Source organism: Asticcacaulis sp. AC460 (assembly GCF_000495795.1).
In the GTDB taxonomy this organism is placed as follows: Bacteria; Pseudomonadota; Alphaproteobacteria; order Caulobacterales; family Caulobacteraceae; genus Asticcacaulis.
Map to the genome: position 1 here is coordinate 73,307 of NZ_AWGD01000015.1, position 18,154 is coordinate 91,460.

19 protein-coding genes are annotated in these 18,154 nt (G+C 61.7%); 6 read left to right on the top strand and 13 right to left on the bottom strand.

The window, feature by feature from the left end:
• Positions 1-10: 10 nt before the first annotated feature.
• Positions 11-1,846, bottom strand: a complete 1,836-nt coding sequence (gene glmS, locus ABAC460_RS33085; RefSeq protein WP_031236629.1) for a glutamine--fructose-6-phosphate transaminase (isomerizing) — start codon at positions 1,844-1,846, stop codon at positions 11-13.
• A gap of 227 nt (positions 1,847-2,073) precedes the next feature.
• Here glmS and glmM point away from each other — a divergent pair, with 227 nt between their 5' ends.
• Together glmM and ABAC460_RS33095 are read left to right on the top strand one after the other, a co-directional pair.
• The gene (gene glmM, locus ABAC460_RS33090) at positions 2,074-3,417 is read left to right on the top strand and encodes a phosphoglucosamine mutase (protein ID WP_023452951.1); all 1,344 of its coding nucleotides are present in this window, start codon (positions 2,074-2,076) and stop codon (positions 3,415-3,417) included.
• On the top strand, positions 3,414-3,659 hold the full coding sequence (locus ABAC460_RS33095) for a hypothetical protein (protein ID WP_023452952.1): 246 nt from the start codon (positions 3,414-3,416) through the stop codon (positions 3,657-3,659). The genes glmM and ABAC460_RS33095 overlap by 4 nt, the downstream gene beginning before the upstream one ends.
• A 1-nt stretch (position 3,660) precedes the next feature.
• On the opposite strand, the gene ABAC460_RS33100 is transcribed toward ABAC460_RS33095, so the two are convergent.
• Positions 3,661-4,821: a DUF1624 domain-containing protein gene (locus ABAC460_RS33100; protein WP_023452953.1), complete on the bottom strand. Its 1,161-nt coding sequence runs from the start codon at positions 4,819-4,821 to the stop codon at positions 3,661-3,663.
• Positions 4,822-5,088: 267 nt separating this feature from the next.
• Positions 5,089-5,742 (bottom strand): fructose-6-phosphate aldolase, encoded by a 654-nt coding sequence (gene fsa, locus ABAC460_RS33105; protein ID WP_023452954.1) that lies wholly within the window; start codon positions 5,740-5,742, stop codon positions 5,089-5,091.
• 101 nt (positions 5,743-5,843) lie between these two features.
• On the opposite strand from fsa, the gene rimO reads away from it, so the two are divergent.
• The 4 genes from rimO (at position 5,844) to ABAC460_RS33125 (ending at position 10,009) form a co-directional block, all read left to right on the top strand.
• Complete coding sequence (gene rimO / locus ABAC460_RS33110) at positions 5,844-7,262, top strand: 30S ribosomal protein S12 methylthiotransferase RimO (RefSeq protein ID WP_052012734.1); 1,419 nt, start codon at positions 5,844-5,846, stop codon at positions 7,260-7,262.
• Positions 7,259-8,464 (top strand): SGNH/GDSL hydrolase family protein, encoded by a 1,206-nt coding sequence (locus ABAC460_RS33115; RefSeq protein ID WP_023452956.1) that lies wholly within the window; start codon positions 7,259-7,261, stop codon positions 8,462-8,464. Before rimO ends, ABAC460_RS33115 begins: the two co-directional genes overlap by 4 nt.
• 127 nt (positions 8,465-8,591) lie before the next feature.
• Entirely contained in the window at positions 8,592-9,563 is a 972-nt protein-coding gene (locus tag ABAC460_RS33120; RefSeq protein ID WP_235075786.1) for an alpha/beta fold hydrolase, read from the top strand.
• Positions 9,564-9,595: 32 nt separating this feature from the next.
• Positions 9,596-10,009 (top strand): Hsp20 family protein, encoded by a 414-nt coding sequence (locus tag ABAC460_RS33125; protein WP_023452958.1) that lies wholly within the window; start codon positions 9,596-9,598, stop codon positions 10,007-10,009.
• Positions 10,010-10,251: 242 nt separating this feature from the next.
• On the opposite strand, the gene ptsN is transcribed toward ABAC460_RS33125, so the two are convergent.
• The 10 genes from ptsN to ABAC460_RS50100 form a co-directional block, all read right to left on the bottom strand.
• Entirely contained in the window at positions 10,252-10,716 is a 465-nt protein-coding gene (ptsN, locus tag ABAC460_RS33130; RefSeq protein WP_023452959.1) for a PTS IIA-like nitrogen regulatory protein PtsN, read from the bottom strand.
• 109 nt (positions 10,717-10,825) lie between these two features.
• Positions 10,826-11,443, bottom strand: a complete 618-nt coding sequence (hpf, locus tag ABAC460_RS33135) for a ribosome hibernation-promoting factor, HPF/YfiA family (protein WP_023452960.1) — start codon at positions 11,441-11,443, stop codon at positions 10,826-10,828.
• Between the two features lie 152 nt (positions 11,444-11,595).
• Positions 11,596-13,110, bottom strand: a complete 1,515-nt coding sequence (gene rpoN / locus ABAC460_RS33140; protein WP_031236633.1) for an RNA polymerase factor sigma-54 — start codon at positions 13,108-13,110, stop codon at positions 11,596-11,598.
• A gap of 545 nt (positions 13,111-13,655) precedes the next feature.
• Complete coding sequence (lptB, locus tag ABAC460_RS33145; protein ID WP_023452962.1) at positions 13,656-14,423, bottom strand: LPS export ABC transporter ATP-binding protein; 768 nt, start codon at positions 14,421-14,423, stop codon at positions 13,656-13,658.
• A 4-nt stretch (positions 14,424-14,427) separates the two neighbouring features.
• Positions 14,428-14,973, bottom strand: coding sequence for an LptA/OstA family protein (locus ABAC460_RS33150; protein WP_023452963.1), 546 nt, complete (start codon positions 14,971-14,973; stop codon positions 14,428-14,430).
• A gap of 12 nt (positions 14,974-14,985) precedes the next feature.
• Positions 14,986-15,654: an LPS export ABC transporter periplasmic protein LptC gene (gene lptC / locus ABAC460_RS33155; protein ID WP_023452964.1), complete on the bottom strand. Its 669-nt coding sequence runs from the start codon at positions 15,652-15,654 to the stop codon at positions 14,986-14,988.
• Positions 15,655-15,674: 20 nt separating this feature from the next.
• Positions 15,675-16,295: a ribonuclease D gene (locus ABAC460_RS33160; protein ID WP_023452965.1), complete on the bottom strand. Its 621-nt coding sequence runs from the start codon at positions 16,293-16,295 to the stop codon at positions 15,675-15,677.
• 77 nt (positions 16,296-16,372) lie between these two features.
• Positions 16,373-17,035, bottom strand: a complete 663-nt coding sequence (locus tag ABAC460_RS33165) for a dienelactone hydrolase family protein (protein ID WP_023452966.1) — start codon at positions 17,033-17,035, stop codon at positions 16,373-16,375.
• A gap of 206 nt (positions 17,036-17,241) precedes the next feature.
• Positions 17,242-17,820 carry an HD domain-containing protein gene (locus tag ABAC460_RS33170; protein WP_023452967.1) on the bottom strand — a complete coding sequence of 193 codons (579 nt, stop codon included), beginning with the start codon at positions 17,818-17,820 and terminating at the stop codon, positions 17,242-17,244.
• 44 nt (positions 17,821-17,864) lie between these two features.
• A complete protein-coding gene (locus ABAC460_RS50100; protein ID WP_162150305.1) occupies positions 17,865-18,005 on the bottom strand; it encodes a hypothetical protein in 141 nt (46 codons plus the stop codon).
• Positions 18,006-18,154 lie beyond the last annotated feature (149 nt).

The window sequence follows — 18,154 nt, forward strand, 5'->3', positions numbered from 1 at the left end:
TAGTTGGAATCTACTCCACCGTTACCGACTTGGCGAGGTTACGCGGCTGGTCGACGTCGGTGCCTTTGTGGACCGCCGTATGGTAGGCCAGAAGCTGGATCGGCACTGAATAAACCAGCGGCGCAATAAAGGCGTCGCACGACGGCGCGGTGATCACCTTCAACGACTTGGCCGCATCGCCTGACAGGGCCGGGACCTTTTGCGGCGCGTTGGTGATCATGATCACCCGGCCGCCGCGCGCGGCGACTTCCTGCACGTTCGAAGCCGTCTTTTCGAACAGGGCATCGTCCGGGGCGATGACCACCACCGGCGTATTCTCGTCGATCAGGGCGATCGGTCCGTGCTTCAGCTCGCCGGCGGCATAGCCTTCGGCATGGATATAGCTGATTTCCTTAAGTTTCAGCGCGCCTTCCAGGGCCAGCGGATACATGTCGCCGCGGCCGAGATAGATGACGTCGCGCGCCTTCGACAGGTCGTAGGTCATGCGGGTGATTTCGGCATCCATGGCCATGGCTTCGGCGATCAACCCCGGCGCACCGAGCAATACCTGAACCAGGTGGGCTTCTTCGTGCGTCGTGATCTTGCCGCGCTGACGGGCGGCGCAGACGGCCAGGCTGAGCAGCGCCGAAAGCTGGGCGGTAAAGGCCTTGGTCGAAGCCACACCGATTTCCGGACCGGCATGGGTCGGCCACATCAGGTCGGCTTCGCGGGCCATGGTCGACGAATGGACATTGACCACGGCGGCCGTCTTCAGCCCCTGCTCCTTGCACCAGCGCAGAGCCGCCAAGGTATCGGCGGTTTCGCCCGATTGCGACACGGCGACCGCCAAGGTGCCCGGGGTAATGGCCGGGGTACGGTAGCGGAATTCCGAGGCGACCTCGACATCGACCGGTAAACCGGCCAGTTTTTCAAAGGCATAGCGCGCGATCGAACCAGCATAATAGGCGGTGCCACAGGCGATGATCTGTAGGCGGACGATCTGGCTGAAGTCGATATTGGCCTTGATATCCTCGCGCACTGCACAGGCGACCGGATCGAGATAGGCCGACAGCGTGCGTTGACAGGATTCCGGCTGTTCATGGACTTCCTTTTCCATGAAGTGGCGGAACGAGCCCTTTTCGACCAGGGCGGCCGAGGCCGACACCACCGTCACCGGCCGGTTGACCAGAAGGCCGCGGGCATTGAAGATTTCGGCGCCGTGACGTGTCAGGACGACCCAGTCACCTTCTTCGAGATAGGTGACCCGTTGCGTAAATGGCCCGACCGCCAGGGCGTCGGAGCCGAGATACATTTCGTCATGGCCCCAACCGACGACCAGCGGCGAACCACGGCGGGCGCCCAGCAAGGTTTCGGTTTCGCCGGCGATCAGGATGGCCAGGGCATAGGCGCCATGCAGCCGGTCCAGCACGGCCTTGAAGGCCTCCTGGATCGGCAGGGTTTTCAGGGTGTCATCGAAAAGGTGGGCGATGACTTCGGTATCGGTGTCCGAGGTGAAGACGTGGCCCTTGGCCTGCAGTTCGGTCTTCAGCTCGGCGAAGTTTTCGATGATGCCGTTGTGAACCAGGGTCACCTTACCCGCGACATGGGGGTGGGCGTTGCGCACTTCCGGCGCGCCGTGGGTGGCCCACCGGGTGTGGCCGATACCGGTGACGCCTTCGATCGGGTCGGCGGCAATGACGGCTTCCAGGTTGCGAATCTTGCCTTCGGCGCGGCGGCGGTCGGGGCCGTTGTCCGTCTGGACCGCGATGCCCGCGGAATCATAGCCGCGGTATTCCAGCCGCCGCAGCGACTCCAGCAAACGCGGGGCGACGGGTTCGTTGCCGATGATGCCGATGATGCCGCACATGTGGTCCTGTTCCTTCGACTGGGGGCGCTTGCGGCTGTTTATCAGAACGGTTTCAAACAATACGTAAACTGCCGTGACATAAAGTTACACAATGCCGTGAAAACCTAAGCAAAATCAGCCATTAACCTGGCGTTGGTAACATTCGGGCACAAAGAGTTTACGCTTGATGGCTAAAGTTCCGACTATAAGAGCGTCTCCCTGCCCCTTCCGACGACAGTACCAATCTCATGAGCACACGTAAGTATTTCGGCACCGACGGTATCCGCGGCCGCGCCAACACTTTTCCGATGACTGCCGAAGTCGCCTATCGCGTCGGCATGGCTGCGGGCAAGATGTTCATGTCCAATGCCGACCGCCGCCATCTGGTCGTCATCGGCAAGGATACGCGCCTGTCGGGTTATATGATCGAGCCGGCCCTGGTGGCAGGCTTCACCAGCGTCGGCATGGACGTGCGCCTGTTCGGGCCGCTGCCGACGCCGGGCGTGGCGTTGATGACGCGGTCGATGCGGGCAGATCTGGGCGTGATGATCTCGGCGTCGCATAATGCCTTCATGGACAACGGGATCAAACTGTTCGGCCCGGACGGTTACAAGCTGTCGGACGAGGTCGAGCTGGAAATCGAAGCCCGCATGGATGGCGACATCCTGCAGGGTGTGGCCGAGCCGCACAAGCTGGGCCGGGTTCAGCGTCTCGACGACGCCCAGGCGCGCTATATCGAAATCGTTAAGGCGTCCTTCCCGCGGAACCTGACCTTGAATGGCCTTCGCATCGTCATCGACTGCGCCCACGGCGCCGCCTACAAGGTCGCGCCCCTGGCCCTGTATGAGCTGGGCGCCGAGGTCATCTGTATCGGCGTATCGCCGGACGGTCTGAACATCAACGAAAAGTGCGGCTCGACCCATACGGATGCCATGGCCGTCAAGGTCAAAGAGATGCGCGCCGATTTGGGGATCGCCCTGGACGGCGACGCCGACCGGGTGGTGATCTGCGACGAAAACGGCAAGGTCGTCGACGGCGACCAGATCATGGCCATCGTCGCCGGGCATCTGGCCGACAAGGGCCTGTTGAAGGGCGGCGGCGTGGTCGCGACGGTCATGTCGAACCTGGGCCTGGAACGGTTCCTTGAGGGCAAGGGTCTGAAGCTGGAGCGCACAAAGGTCGGCGACCGTTACGTCATGGAGCGTATGCGCGAGGGCGGATTCAACCTGGGCGGCGAGCAGTCAGGCCATGTGATCCTGTCGGACCATGCCACAACCGGCGATGGGTTGATGGCGGCTTTGCAGGTGTTGGCGGTTCTGGTCGAACGCGGCAAGCCGATGTCGAAGCTGGGGCGGCAGTTCGAGACTGTGCCGCAGATCTTGAAGAATGTCCGGTTTACCGGTGTTTCGCCTTTGAATTCGGAAGCCGTGAAGCAGGCCATCCGTGAGGGCGAGGAGATGCTGAAGGGTTCGGGCCGGGTATTGGTACGGCCTTCGGGAACTGAGCCCTTGATCCGGGTCATGGCCGAAGGCGATGACGAAAAACAGGTAAAGGCCGCGGTCAATATGATTGCCGACGCGATCAAGGCGTGATCGCCAATATCATTGACAAGCGCACCCGGCCCTATCGCTGGAAACGTATTCAGGCGATTATCGAAGCTGTCTGGCATGACAATGCTTGCGCCGACTCCGACCAGGCGGACGTAGGAACCGAGGATGGTGAATACATCCTCTATGACGCCCGCGATGGCATTTCCGTCAGCGAGGCCATCTCATGGGCGCACGGGTTTGTGTGCCCGGTAACGCTTTATCTGTACGACGAAGGCACCAACTAGGTCAGAGGTAACTCGTCCACCAGTGTTTGTGCGTCGCGCGGTATTTCGCCCAGGCACTGGACATCGGATACAGGATCACCAGGACCGCCAGCCACACCAGGTAGGTTGCCCACAGCGGCACCCCGGCATGAGCCGCCAGGGTTCGTGACGGATCGCTCATATGGCCCCAGAAGGCTCCGATCGGTACGCCCTGGATCAGTCCGATCAGGACCGCCAAACCGTGCGCGACATAGATGTGCAGCAGATAGGTCAGCATCGGCGTGCGCCCGAAAGCCAGCAGGGGCTTTTGCGCCAGGGCCGGCAGTTTCGGCAAGGCCAGCATCAGCAGCATGGCAATGCCCAGGGTGATCAGCGCATAGTGCAGTGACGGCGGGTATTTGAAGACATTGAGAACGGCGAACGGCGCTTCCGAAGGGTTGGCCGGCATGGTCCACGGGACTGGGTTGCCGTACAGGTTCGGGATACGCAGGCAGAGGAACAGGGCAATCGATGCGACGGCCATAAGGGCGATGTTACGGCTGCGGTTGGGGCCGGGATCGGTGATCACAGGCGCCACGCCGTAGCCCAGGCACATGATGCCCAGCCAGGGAATTGCCGGATAGACATTGAATCCACCGAGCGGCAGGTTGAAGGCCGGCTCCATGAGCAGGCTCCAGGGTAGCTGGAGCGCGGCGGGAAGATTCGGCGCGTCGATCGGCGCCAGCAGGACATGGCCGCCGACAATGATAGCGCCGACAGCGAGGACGGCCAGGCGCGGCAGGTGCACCAGGGCGGCCATGAAGATCATGCTGACGCCGATGGCCCAGATGACCTGGAGGAAGATGCCGGGTTTCAGGTCGAAGCCGAAATTAACGACTGTCAGTTCCAGGAAGACCAGCCACAGGCCGCGCGTCAGCAGGAAGCGGCTCAGCGGCCAGCCGGTCTTGCCGTTCTGTTTCTGCAGGAAGATCGACAGGCCCGACAGGAACACAAAGGTCGGGGCGCACAGGTGGGTGATCCACCGGGTCATGTAGAGGACGGGTCCGCCGCTTTTCAGGTCCAGCGGATCGGCGCCCAGGGCGCCGTAGTGGACGAAGTCACGCGTGTGGTCCAGGACCATCAGGCAGATGACCAACCCGCGCAGCAGGTCGATGAAGTCGAGACGTTTTTGTATATCGGTCATAAGCCGCTCCCCGGTGAGTGGAGCGTAGGCCTGTCCGCCGCTTCTGTAAAGTTATGGGGTTTGGGGCCTGCGGCCCCAATCTTTCCCTTCACTAAAAAAGCCCTCGCCCTCAAAGGGGGCGAAGGCTTTTTTAGTGAAAAGAAGGTTTTGTGGGGTCGCCCGCCGCATGGCTCTGGGCGTTCGGCGCGGAAATCGACCCACCGGGTCGATTTTCATAAGGTTTGCCATGCGGCAAACCTTCGCTTCTCACCCCCACACCCCATGATTTTACAGGATCGACTGGCCGGTCTTCGCCCAATCCGCCAGGAAGGTCTCCAGACCCTTATCCGTCAGCGGATGCTTGAACATATCCTTGAAGGTCTGCGCCGGCAGGGTCGCACAGTCCGCCCCCGCCAGAGCCGCCTGCTGCACATGGGCCGGGGTCCGCAAAGATGCCGCCAGGATGTCCGTGTCGAAATCGTAGTTGTCGTACACCGTGCGGATGTCGTGGATCAGCTGCATCCCGTCCGCGCCCTGGTCGTCCAGGCGGCCGACGAACGGCGACACGAAGGTCGCGCCGGCCTTGGCGGCCAGCAAAGCCTGGTTCACCGAGAAACACAGGGTCACATTGGTCATCAGGCCTTGCGAGGAAAACTCCTTGGTCGCCTTAAGACCTTCCAGGGTCAGCGGCACCTTGATCACGACATTCGTCGAGATCTTGGCCAGCTTCTCGCCTTCCTTGATCATGGTCGGCGCGTCCACCGCGGCGACCTCGGCCGAGACCGGACCGTCGACCAGGTCGCAGATCTCTTTAATGACTTCGAACATGTTGCGGCCCGACTTGGCGATCAGAGTCGGATTGGTCGTGCAGCCGTCGATCAGACCGGTTTCGACCAGTTCGGCCAGGAGTTTCGTGTCGGCGGTATCGGCGAAGATCAGCATAGCAATGTCCTTGAGGGCGGGGCCGGGGCTTCCAACCGGCTTGAATTTCGAGTAGGACGGCTTAAATCGCGATCTCCCCCCCAATTCAAGTTTTTTTATTTATGCGTGAACCTGTAGCCACCGCCGTGCCCCAAACGTCCGAAGCCCCAAAGGTGGGCTTCGTCTCCCTGGGCTGCCCCAAGGCCCTGGTCGATTCCGAACGGATCCTGACCCGCCTCAAGGGCGAAGGCTATGACACCTCCGCCTCCTATGCCGGCGCCGACGTCATCGTCGTCAACACCTGCGGCTTCCTGGATTCCGCCAAGGAAGAAAGCCTCAACGCCATCGGCGAAGCCTTGGCCGAAAACGGTAAGGTCATCGTCACCGGCTGCATGGGTGGCGAAGAAGACATGATCCGCGCCCGCTTCCCCAATGTCGCCGCCGTCACCGGCGCGCACCAGTACGATGCGGTCCTCGACGCCGTCCATAATATCGTCCCGCCCAGGCCCGATCCGTTCAAGTCGCTGGTCCCCGACGAAGGCGTGCGCCTGACGCCGAAACACTACGCCTATCTGAAAATCTCCGAAGGCTGCGACCACCGCTGTTCCTTCTGTATCATTCCGACCTTGCGCGGCGACCTGGCCTCGCGTCCCGTCGCCGAAGTCCTGCGCGAAGCCGAGACCCTGGCCAAGGCCGGCGTCAAGGAACTGCTGGTCGTTAGCCAGGACACCTCCGCCTACGGCCTCGATATCCGCTACGCCCAGTCGGAATGGCGCGGCCAGAACTGGGCCGCCTCGTTCGAAGACCTGTCGCGCGGCCTGGGCGAGCTCGGCATCTGGGTACGGATGCACTATGTCTATCCCTATCCCCACGTCAGCGGTGTCTTGCCGTTAATGGCCGAGGGCAAGATCCTGCCCTACCTGGACATACCGTTCCAGCATGCCAGTCCGAAGATCCTCAAGGCCATGAAGCGTCCGGGCAATCAGGACAAGACCCTGCAACGCATCGAATCCTGGCGTGAAATCTGCCCGGACCTGACCCTGCGTTCGACCTTCGTGGTCGGCTTCCCCGGCGAAACCGAAGCCGATTTCAACCTGCTGCTCGACTGGATGGAAGCCGCCCAGATCGACCGAGTCGGCGCCTTTGCCTATGAAAACGTCGAAGGCGCACCGGCCAAGCTGCTGCCCGATCACGTGCCGGAAGAGGTCAAGCAGGAGCGCCTGGCGCGCTTCATGGCCGTGGCGTCGCGCATCTCGGCCCAGAAGCTGGCCGCCAAGGTCGGCCGCATCGAGGACGTCCTGGTCGATGATATCCGCGCCGACGGAGTCGCCGTGGCGCGGACCCGTGGCGACGCGCCGGAAATCGACGGCCATATCTTCCTGAAGGGCTTTACCGGACTGAAGGCTGGCGACTTCGCCAAGGCCCGGGTCACCCGCGCCGATGCCTACGATTTGTGGGGTGAGCCGGAAAGCCTGATGAAGCTGAACCGCGTCCCCGGCGCCGCCCGCCGGCCCATGCACCGGCTGATTTCAAGGGTATGACCGTAGCAGAGGGGGGAGAAATCCGCTGGGACCTGGGCGACGGCCAACCGGGCTTTGTGTCCGGCGGCGACCTGCCGCCACGCCACCACTGGTATCTGAAGGCCGGGCAGGTGGCGACCCTCATTGGTGATCGCATCCTGTCTTACGTCAGCGATCACGAGGCGCGCGATATTCTGCTGGCGGCTGCGCGAGCGCTCAAGCCGGGTGGGCGCTTCCGCATTGTCGAAACCGACTGGAACCACCCGTCCGGGGCGTATCTCGACTGGGCTCAGCACTTCAATCCGAAGCAGAAGTTCACCGTGTCCAGCCTGATCGACCTGCTGCAGTCGGTCAACCTGGCGCCGGCGCCGGTTGAGTTCTGTGATGACGCACGGCACCAGCATGCCTTCCCGGCGCATTTCGACCTTTACGGACAGACCCGGCGGTCATCGCGAACCGACAGCCGCGCCGCCGATCCGGACCTGAAGTTTTCTTCCCTGATCGTCGACGGCATCAAGGTCTCAGAAGGTACCGGCCCCGGTGGCTATACCGACAAGATTTACGCGGTTGGTGACAGTCATGTCCGCTTCCTGGCCGGTCGTGACGAAGGCATTTATGACTGGCCCGCCGGCAAGCACGCCATCGCCTTCGAAGGCTACAGCGCGCGGTTCACCGGCCTGCATCTGGGGCCAGGCCTTGCCTTCAACCTGAACAGCGCCAATTCCAAAAACGCCTCGAAAGAAAAGATTGAAGGCCTGCTGAGGGATGGCGACATTCCCAAAGGCGCCGAAATCCTGTTTTCGTTCGGTGAGATCGACTGCCGCTATCACGTCTGCCGCCAGGCTGAGGCACAAGGCCGGCCAATCCCCGAGATTGTCGATCAGGTCACCGAACAGTACGGCATCTTCCTCGATCGCATCGCGGCTTTCGGTTATCGCGTCGGCGTATGGGCCCCGCCGCTTGCCACATGGCATGAAGAAACCCTGGATCCGAACAATCCGATTCATGGCACGTTCGAACAGCGACACTTCGCCATCCGACGCTTCAACCAGCGCATGGAAGACTTTTGCCGCCAGCGGAACATGCCGTTCCTGTCGCTGTTCGACCTCGTACACGATGATGCCGGCCGTCCCATCCGTGACTGGTTCTGCGACGTCCTGCACCTGTCGCAAAGGGCGCGGCCGCTGCTTTACGACCTGATGCCGGACGGCCGCCTGCCTTAAGCCGGCGACAAAACCCGCCACCCTGTTCGCAGGTGCAATTTTTTTCCCAAAGCGGACGATTTGTTGTAGAGGAATCAGCGAACAGGGTTAATTTCCCGGTTTCGCGCCACGTTTTCAAGGCACTCGCTTGATACGTCTCAAGGATACCATGCAGCAGCCGGCCAGTTTCAGTCACGAGGCCGTGGATACGGATCAGGCCGATCGCACCGCCATAACGCGGAAAGCGCCTGCCTATGCCGACCGGTGGTGGTTTACCGAGGATGGCCTGCGCCTGTATGCCCGCGACTATGCCGCTTCCGCCGGCCGGGTGCGTTTGCCTGTCATCTGCCTGCATGGCGTAACGCGCAATTCCGCCGACTTTGAAGAGGTCGCGCCCTATATTTCGCGCCTCGACCGCCGCGTCATCGTGCCCGACCTGCGCGGCCGCGGCCTGTCCGAGTATGACGCCAATCCGGCCAACTATCACCTGTGGACCTACGCCAAGGATGTGCTGAGCCTGTGCGATGCGCTGGGCATCGGCCGGGCCATCTTCGTCGGCTCGTCGATGGGCGGACTGGTCACCATGGTGCTGTCAACCTTGCGGCCCAACCTGGTGGTGTCGGCCGTACTCAACGATGTCGGTCCGGTTCTGTCACCCAAGGGCCTGGCGCGGCTGAACACCTATGCCGCAATGAAGCCCGTCGCCTTCCGCAACTGGCACGACGCCTCGGTCTTCGTCGCCGAACAGAACAAGCTGATCTTCCCCAACTATACCCAGGCGGAATGGCTGAAACTGGCGCGGCGCGCCTTTATCAAGAACAAGGACGGCCTGCTGCGCCTGGCCTATGATCCGCGCATCACCGAAACCTTCCGCAGCCTGACGGTCGCCTCGGCCAACCACGATCTCGATCCGTGCTATGCCAGCCTGGCCCAGGACCGGCGCATTCTGTTGGTGCGTGGCGCCCTGTCGGATGTGCTGGGCCCCGATGAGGTCAAGACCATGGCGGCGCGAAGCCGCAACTTTATCCGCGTCGATATCGACTATGTCGGCCATGCGCCGCAACTGACCGAACCCCAGGCCTTCGCCGCAGTCTGCGATTTTCTCGAAGGCCAGGCCTAGACGTAGAGCCGTCTGCCGCCCATATTTCCGACATGACGCGCACCGTAGTTTTCGACAGCCCCTTCCTGCTCGGCTTCGATGATATGCGCGCGTTGATTGAGCGCGTCGGCCGCGGTCACGACAACTACCCGCCCTACAATGTCGAAGCGCTAGGGCCGGCGGAAATCCGCATTTCGATTGCGGTCGCGGGCTTTACCGCCGATCAGCTGGCCGTCGAGGTCAAGGGCGCTCACCTGACCGTCATAGCCAGCAAGGAACGCGGCGAAGAGACGCCGCGGGAGTTCCTGCATCGTGGCATTGGATTGCGCAACTTCAACCGGGCTTTTGTGCTGGGCGAAGGCTGGGAAGTGGCCAAGGCGACCCTGGCCTATGGCCTGCTGCATATCGACCTGACCAAGCCGCCCGCCAGCGAAGATGTGCGGCGGATACCGATTCAGGTGGCGTGACCGTTGTCGCCAGGGTTTCGAGGTGAATCGCGACTGAATCTCCGCAAGAAGGTGGTCCACAGATAAGCCAGATAAGCCAGATGGATGGCGTCCGGAACATTGCCGGCAGTAAGTTCTGACGCCGCGTAGCGGCCTTAAAACATTAAGAAATGCCGCTGCGCGGATTCCGGGTAAGCGCTGTTCATCTGGCTTATCTGGCTTATCTGTGGACCACCTTCTTGCCGAGGTTCAGCCGCAAAGGCCTATGCGGCGTTTGAGTCCGCGTAGCCTGTTAAGAGGGCATAGATTGCGTCGGCGCTTTCGACCCGGCGCAGTTGCTCACGCAGTTCCCTCTGACGCAGCAGGCGTGACACCTTAGCCAGGGCACGCAGGTGCTCGGTGCCGGCGTTTTCCGGGGCCAAAAGCGCAAAGATCAGATCCACCGGCAGGTCGTCGATAGCGTCATAGGCGACCGGCGTTTCCAGGCGCACAAACACGCCGTGCATACGGCCAAGCCCGGGCAGGGCGGCGTGCGGCACAGCCACACCCAGGCCTACGCCCGTCGAACCCTGCTTCTCGCGCTCCAGCAAGGCGTGCTGAACCACGGAAGCATCCTGTTCCAACAGCCGCGATGCCACGTCGGAAACCAACTGCAGCGCCTGACGCTTGGAATTGACGCTGACAGTGCCCAGGATGGCGCGTCTGTCGAGCAGGGTGTTGAGGTACATAAGACATCCGTGGGCGGGTGCCGGTCGTAACGACCGGCACGATCGCGCGATCACATAGAGGGACAAGCTCTGCCCGTCAACCCGCCCCTCTACGGTGGTGATTGGTAAGTCAGGATGCCTTGCGCAAACTGGTGCGTTCAGGGTCAACCCAGCCGATATTTCCGTCCGGACGACGGTAGATCATCGACAGGCCGCCATGGGCGGCATTGCGGAACATCATGGCCGGATAGTTGCTGAGTTCAAGCTCTTCCACCGCCGCCGAAACGGTCATGGTGCGCAGCGCCGTCTCGGTTTCGGCAATGATCATCGAATGCGGTGGCGAGGCATGATCCATGCCGTCGTCCAGGTCGCCGCCGTCAACGTCTTCGCCGTTCAGGTCGGCCGCGCGAAGCACGGTGACATTGGCGGTTTCTTCCTTTTGCGGCGTGCCGAAATGGTGCTGCTTCAGCTTGCCCTTATAGCGGCGGACGCGCTTTTCGATATTGTCGAGCGTACCGTTGAAGGCCGAGTGCGCGTCCCCGCCAAAGGCGTGGGAGACAAGGGTCTGTCCCGAGGCCAGTCGGACGACGCAGTCCGCCCTGAACATGTGACCCTGCTTGGAAAGGGTCACGTCGGCCGCGCCGCCGCGATCGAAGAACTTTTCGATCCCCTGTGCCAATTCCGTTTCGATCCGCTGACGCAGGGCGTCACCGACTTCGCACTGTTTTCCGCTGACTTGAATATGCATAGCGATATGTCGCTCCGTTCTTAAAAAACAAGAACCCTGGTGTCCGCTGCATAACGGACGCCGGTTGAACCCACGGGGCCCAAGGAAAACTCTACGCTCTTCTGACGGGGTGAAAAGTCACTTATCCGTGTAGAGATTGCCCGCAAATTGCCTTATTTAATCAAACGTTTACGTTCTACGGACGAAGGGATGCGCAGAGCCTCACGATACTTGGCGACCGTGCGCCGGGCGATGTCGACTCCGGCCTCTTTGAGCAGTTCTACGATGCGGTCATCGCTGAGGATTTCACCCGAACTCTTCTCCGCATCGATCAGGGTTTTGATCTTGTGACGGACGGATTCGGCCGAGTGCGCCGCCGTCCCGTCGGACGAAGCGATCGACGACGTAAAGAAGAATTTCAGCTCGAAGACACCGCGCGGCGTGGCGATATATTTGTTCGAGGTGACACGCGAAATTGTCGATTCGTGCATGCCGACGGCTTCGGCCACCGTCTTCAGGTTCAGCGGCTTGAGGTATTCGACGCCATAGACAAAGAAGGCGTCCTGCTGGCGGACGATTTCCGCCGACACCTTCAGGATGGTGCGGGCGCGCTGGTCCAGGCTCTTGATCAGCCAGTTGGCCTGGTTCAGGCATTCCGACAGGTAGGATTTCTCGGCTTCCGAGCGGGCGCCAGTGGCCACCTTGGCGTGGTATTTCTGGTCGACCAGGACGCGCGGCAGGGTGTCGGAGTTCAGGTCGATGCGCCAGCCGCCCGACGGGTCGGGGCGGACGAAGACGTCGGGCACCACGGTCTGGGACATTTCGGCGCCGAACTGGGCGCCCGGACGCGGGTTCAACGACTTCAGCTCTGAAATCATCTCGGCCATGTCTTCGTCGTCGACGCCGCACACCTTGCGCAGGGCGCTGAGGTCGCGTTTGGCCAATAGTTCGAGATTGTCGATCAGGGCCGCCATGGCCGGGTCGAAACGGTTGCGTTCGATCAATTGCAGCTTCAGGCATTCCGGCACCGAGGTCGCCATGATGCCGGTCGGTTCGAAGCCCTGGCAGGTTTTCAGCACGCTTTCGACCAGGGCCAAGCTGCAGCCTAGGCGGTCGGCGATTTCATACAGCGAGGCGCGCATATAACCGGCGTCGTCGACGGCATCGATCAGGATCTGGGCGATGGCCATTTCCGGGGCGCTGAAATGGGCGATCAGAGCCTGGTCGGTCAGATGTTCGGCCAGGGACTTCTCGCGTGTCAGCGACCGTTCCAGGCCGTCCTCGTCGCCATCGAAACCGCTGCCACCCTTGCCGGCCTTGCTCCAGTCGACCATCGGGCCGTCTGAGTCGGCCGCCATGGCGCTTTCCTTTTCACGCACGACCGGTTCGTCGTCGCCATAGGTATCGGCGCGGGAGACGTCCATGTCGTTATTGGCGGCAGCGGTGTCGGAGTCGCCGAGGGTCAGTTCACCGCGTTCCTCACGGCTTTCGGCGGGGGCGTCGGAGTCTGACTCGCTGACCGGATCGGAATCGTCGCGCTGCAGCAGCGGATTGCGTTCCAGCTCCTGCTCGATGACGGCCTCGAGCTCAAGATTGGACAGCTGCAGCAGCTTGATGGCCTGCTGCAGCTGGGGCGTGATAACGAGCCCCTGCCCTTGTTTGAGTTCCAGTCTTTGACCGAGCGCCATGCCGTTTGTGCCTGCATCCGAATTGCGCGACATACTGCGCGAAAATCGTCACTATTTCGTAGCCACGGATAATTTTTACCGCGGCCGGCCCGTCTGAGGGCACGTGATACACCGGCGATCAGATTGCGGGAGCAACTGCTTGGAAAAGGTTAACACGGCAAAAAATGCCCTGTGGATAAATTGTGAAGAGCATGGAATTACGGTGACGGCATCTCCGCGCGAAGCGCCCTTAGTGATTTGACTATTCCGGTTGCGCACTTGCGTTCCACTATCCAGAATTCCGTGACTTCCGTGTACGCCGCCAACGGCGGCGCTTCAGTGTTTTCCGTGTTCCTCTTAAATATCTGAGGTAAGCTGGCTGGCTGAGAGTATTCTGAGGCAAAGAAGTGGGAACACGGAATACACGGAGGCCGCTGCGCGGCACACTGAAAACACGGAATTCCGGACAACGAGAACCTATGGGTGGCGTCAAGGATAGAAAGGCGCTTCGCGCCGGAGGTGCTGCGAACGAAATTCCCAGCCTCCTCATTTCAACCGGACATCACCTAGTTGAACGACTCGCCCAGATAGACGCGCTTCACTTCCGGATCGTGGGTGATCTGCTGCGCCGTGCCTTCGAACAGCACTTCGCCCGAGTGGATGATCGACGCCCGGTCCACGATCTCCAGAGTCTCCCGGACATTGTGGTCGGTGATCAGGATGCCGATGCCGCGGCTCTTCAGATAGATGATGACCTCGCGGATGTCCGAAATGGCCAGCGGGTCGATACCGGCAAACGGTTCGTCCAGCAGGATAAAGGACGGCTTGCCGGCCAGGGCGCGGGCGATTTCCACACGGCGGCGCTCACCGCCCGACAAGGCCGTCGCCGGCGAGTGGCGGATATGGGTGATGCGCAGGTCCTCGAGGAGCTTGGTCGCGTCCTCCTGGATCTTGGCCGGGTTCTTCTCGTTCAGTTCCAGCACAGCCAGCAGGTTCTGCTCCACCGACATGCCGCGGAAGATCGAGGCTTCCTGGGGCAGATAGCCGATACCCATGCGGGCGCGCTGATACATCGGCTGGCGGGTAATGTCCTGGCCATCCAGCAGGATGGTGCCGTAATCGGCCTCAATCAGGCCGGTGATCATGTAGAAACAGGTCGTCTTGCCGGCGCCATTTGGCCCCAGCAGTCCCACCACTTCGCCGCGGCCCAGTTGCAGCGACACGCTCTTGACGACGGCGCGGTCCTTATAGGACTTGCCGATGCCTTCGACGACGATACCGTCGGTCGCGGCCGGTTTCGGCGCGGTGGTGATGACGTCTTCGTCTACGCTCATGAGATCAGTTACCGGCGGCCTGGTTGGCCTGCTTTTCGTCGGGGAACAGGACGGCGCGGACACGGCCATTATTGGTCGAACCGGGCGCTGCGTCCATGGTGGTGACGCCGGCGCCAACCTCGGCGACCAGACGGGTGCCGGTCATGACGTTCTTGCCCTGCTTGAGCACGACGTCGCCCGAAATGACCATGGTGTCGCTCGACTTGGTGTAGACAGCGGTGTTGCCCTTCACCGTGTTTTCCGGCGTGACGTAATAGACATTGCCGGTAGCTTCGATCTTGATGACCTCGCCCCAGCCCTTGTTCTCGCCCTCGCCGCCTGGCGCGTGGCTGATGACAACGTGATCGGCGCGCAGGCGGGAATTGGCCTGGACGACCTCGACCCGGCCGTCCCAAACCTGGGTCAGGGCATTTTCGTCAGCATGCCAGCTGTCGCCGCCGACCATGACCGGTCCGCCTTCCTGCGCCACCTGGGCGCCGACGGAGCCCGTCAGGGCCAGGGAACCCAAGCCGACGGCGAAGACAGCCGCCAGGAAAGTTTTCGTCGTCATCCCGTTCACCCTCTACTTCATCTCTGCCTTGACCTGGGATTCACCGCGGCCGTTGAAACGCACCGAATTGCCATTGTCGGAAATTACAAAGGATTCGCCCACTATATGACCGACCGAGCTGCTTCCTTCAACGTGTTTGTCGCCATAGATGGTCGAATTGTTCAGATCGACAATGGCTTCTTCGGTCTTGAAGGTGAAGTCGGCGCCGCCGGTGATCAGCACAACATTGCCGGTCATGGTGAATTTTCGGGTATCCTGATCGAAGACACCGTTCACCGCGGCCAGGCGCGTCGTGCCATCCTCATCGCCCTTGAACTCCATCACCGGCGACTTCAGGCTAACTGTGGTGGCGTCCTTGCCCCGGCGCACGGCCTCCAGCCCACTGATCGTGTAGTGCTCGCCCTTGCCGGTCTGGCCGTGGTAGCGCGGATTGGTCATGCGGATTTCGTTGGAATTGCCGCCGTAGACGTTCATCGAATTCAGTATGCTGGTCACGATGATCCAGCCGAAATTGAGCACCACCAGTCCGATGATCGCTCCGGGCAGGAAGGTCCGCAGGCTTTGGATCAGGCGCGACCGGCGGCGCACCGCGGCGACCTGCTTGCCCAGGCGCTGGTTGCGTTCATCAACCTCGGTGGCCGCGTCCTGCGCGTGCCGTTCGGGGAGGTCCGTCAGATCCATTTAAGGTTTTCCAAACTGGTTCAGATCCAGCTGTGGGCGAAGATATCGCAATCTTCCCAACCTGCCAAATCCAGTTTGACGCGCTGCGGCAAAAAGTCGAAGCAGGCCTGGGCCAGTTCGGCACGGCCTTCGCGCGCCAGCATGGCGTCCAGCCTGTCCTTCAGGGCGTGCAGGTGCAGCACATCGGAAGCCGCATAGGCCAGTTGTTCCGGCGTCAGGTTCGCCGCGCCCCAGTCCGAGCTTTGCTGCGCCTTGGACATGTCGACGCCCAGAAGTTCACGCGACAGGTCCTTCAGGCCGTGGCGATCGGTATAGGTACGCGCCAGTTTCGAAGCGATCTTGGTGCAGTAGACCGGCGTGGTCGAGACACCCAGGTGCAGGGCAAACATGCCGATGTCGAAGCGGCCGTAGTGGAACAGTTTCAGCACCGACGGGTCGACCAGCAAAGCCTTCAGGTTGGGGCAGTCATAGGCGGGACGGTTCAGGCGCACGACGTGGGCATGACCGTCGCCGGCGGAGAGCTGAACGACACACAGGTCGTCACGGCCGAAGCGCAGCCCCATGGTTTCGGAATCGATGGCGACGCTCTTGCCCAGGTCCAGGCCAGCCGGCAGGTCGCCTTCGTGGTAAAATACGGTCAAGTTGTCGGTACCCTGATGTTATGTGCCCCGGCACTCGCTACCCCCGAATGACGCAAAGGTCAATCTTCGGGCCCGCACTATAGCTTCGCCCGCAGAAAGACCATCATCCGCTTCCAAGCCAGCTCGGCGGCTTCGGGGTTGTAGACTTCCGGGCGGGTCCGGTTGAAGAAGGCGTGGTCGGCTTCGTAGCTGTGAAAATCCGGGGCATTCCCGGCCGCCGTCATCGCGGCTTCCATGTCGGCCACCACCGCCGGCGTTACCCAGTCGTCCAGCGTGCCGAAATGGCCCTGGAACGGGATTTTGATGTCGGCCGGATCGGCAAAGGCCTTGGGTGGGACGCCGTAGAAGCAAACGGCCGCCGTCAAGCCATCCAGGCGGGCCGCCGAGGCCAGGGCCAGGGCGCCGCCCATGCAGAAGCCCATCACCGCCACCCGGTCGTTGATGCCCTTGAGGTACTCGACGGTCGCCGCGATGTCCTGGTGCACGGCACCGGGAAAATCCAGCCCGTTCATCATGTGCGAGGCTTCGTCGGCGTCCTGGGTGATCCGGCCGTGATACAGGTCGGGCGCGATGGCGTTGAAGCCTTCGTCGGCGAAACGCTCGACGATCGACTTGATGTTGTCGTTGAGGCCCCACCATTCCTGCAGGACGATGACGTTGGGGCGGGCCGGGTCGATGTCGGACTGGTAAGCGTCCAGACCGCTGCCGTCCGGACGTTGCAAGGTGATCATCTGGCCCATGGGCGCCTCCTGATATCTAAATAGATGCGGTCATCGGGATTGACCGTTCTTATCCTCCACCGCTTGCGGGGGAGGTGCCGCCGCATGGCGGCGGAGGGGGAACCGGGAGCTCAGAGCTAGCGTCGCCCCCTCCGTCTCGACGCGCTTCGCCCCCAAGAGGGCTCGCTTGCTCGACACCTCCCCCGCAAGCGGTGGAGGATAAGAAGCTATATAGGCTCGAATTGCCCGGTCTGCCACAGCTCTCGTTCAGCGATCAGGTTCTGTTTCGCCTGGGCGTCGCGGTCGGCAAAGGCCGACGTCAGGAAGATGTGGTCGCGTTCAAGGGTCGGGTTGAGGAACAGCGCCACGCGGCCGGCGGCATAGGCTTCGGGTCCATAAACCGGCACATATTCGCGATAGACGCCGCGGGCATAGGCGAGATAGTCCGGCCATTCTGCGCCCAGCACCGACATGTCGATGTCGAGCACCAGGTTGGTATCCGGATCGTCCGACGGCAGGTGGGCCTGGGTGGCCAGGATATGGCGGCAGGCGCGGTCGACATCGATACCGGGAAGTGCGTCACGCAGGCGTTGGGCGCTCACGGCTTCGTTGTCGCGCCGGGCGGGGTCGTAGACAATGTCATGGAAAAACAGCGCCAATAGCGCCTGGTCGGGATCTTCGAACCCGTCCTGGACGGAATCGAACTGCGCAGCCACCGCCGCGATATGGCTGAGGCTGTGGTAATAACGGTGCGGTTCGCTGTAGGCCGCGGCGATATCACGCCACAAGGCACCGCCGTCGGCCAAACCGAGGTCCGCGCTCAGAAAGCGCCAGCGGATTTCGAGGCCGCTCAGGCGAGCCCCTTGGGCAGGCTGCGCGGTTTGGGCATCACCGGATGGGCGAAGGCCGGCGACGGCTGCGGCACGAAGACCTGAGGCGCAAATTGCCGGGCTGCGGCAATCCAGTTTGCGGCAATAACTTTGTTCAACACGGGCACACCCATCATCATGGTTGTTTCTGAACCGCCGAACCCACCAGCCCGGCCATACAATTCCTGTACCCGTCCATAATATCAAAATTCGATGAGGAATTGTTTAAGAACACCGTTATCAAGTAGTTAAAGAAAATGCCGCGTCTCCG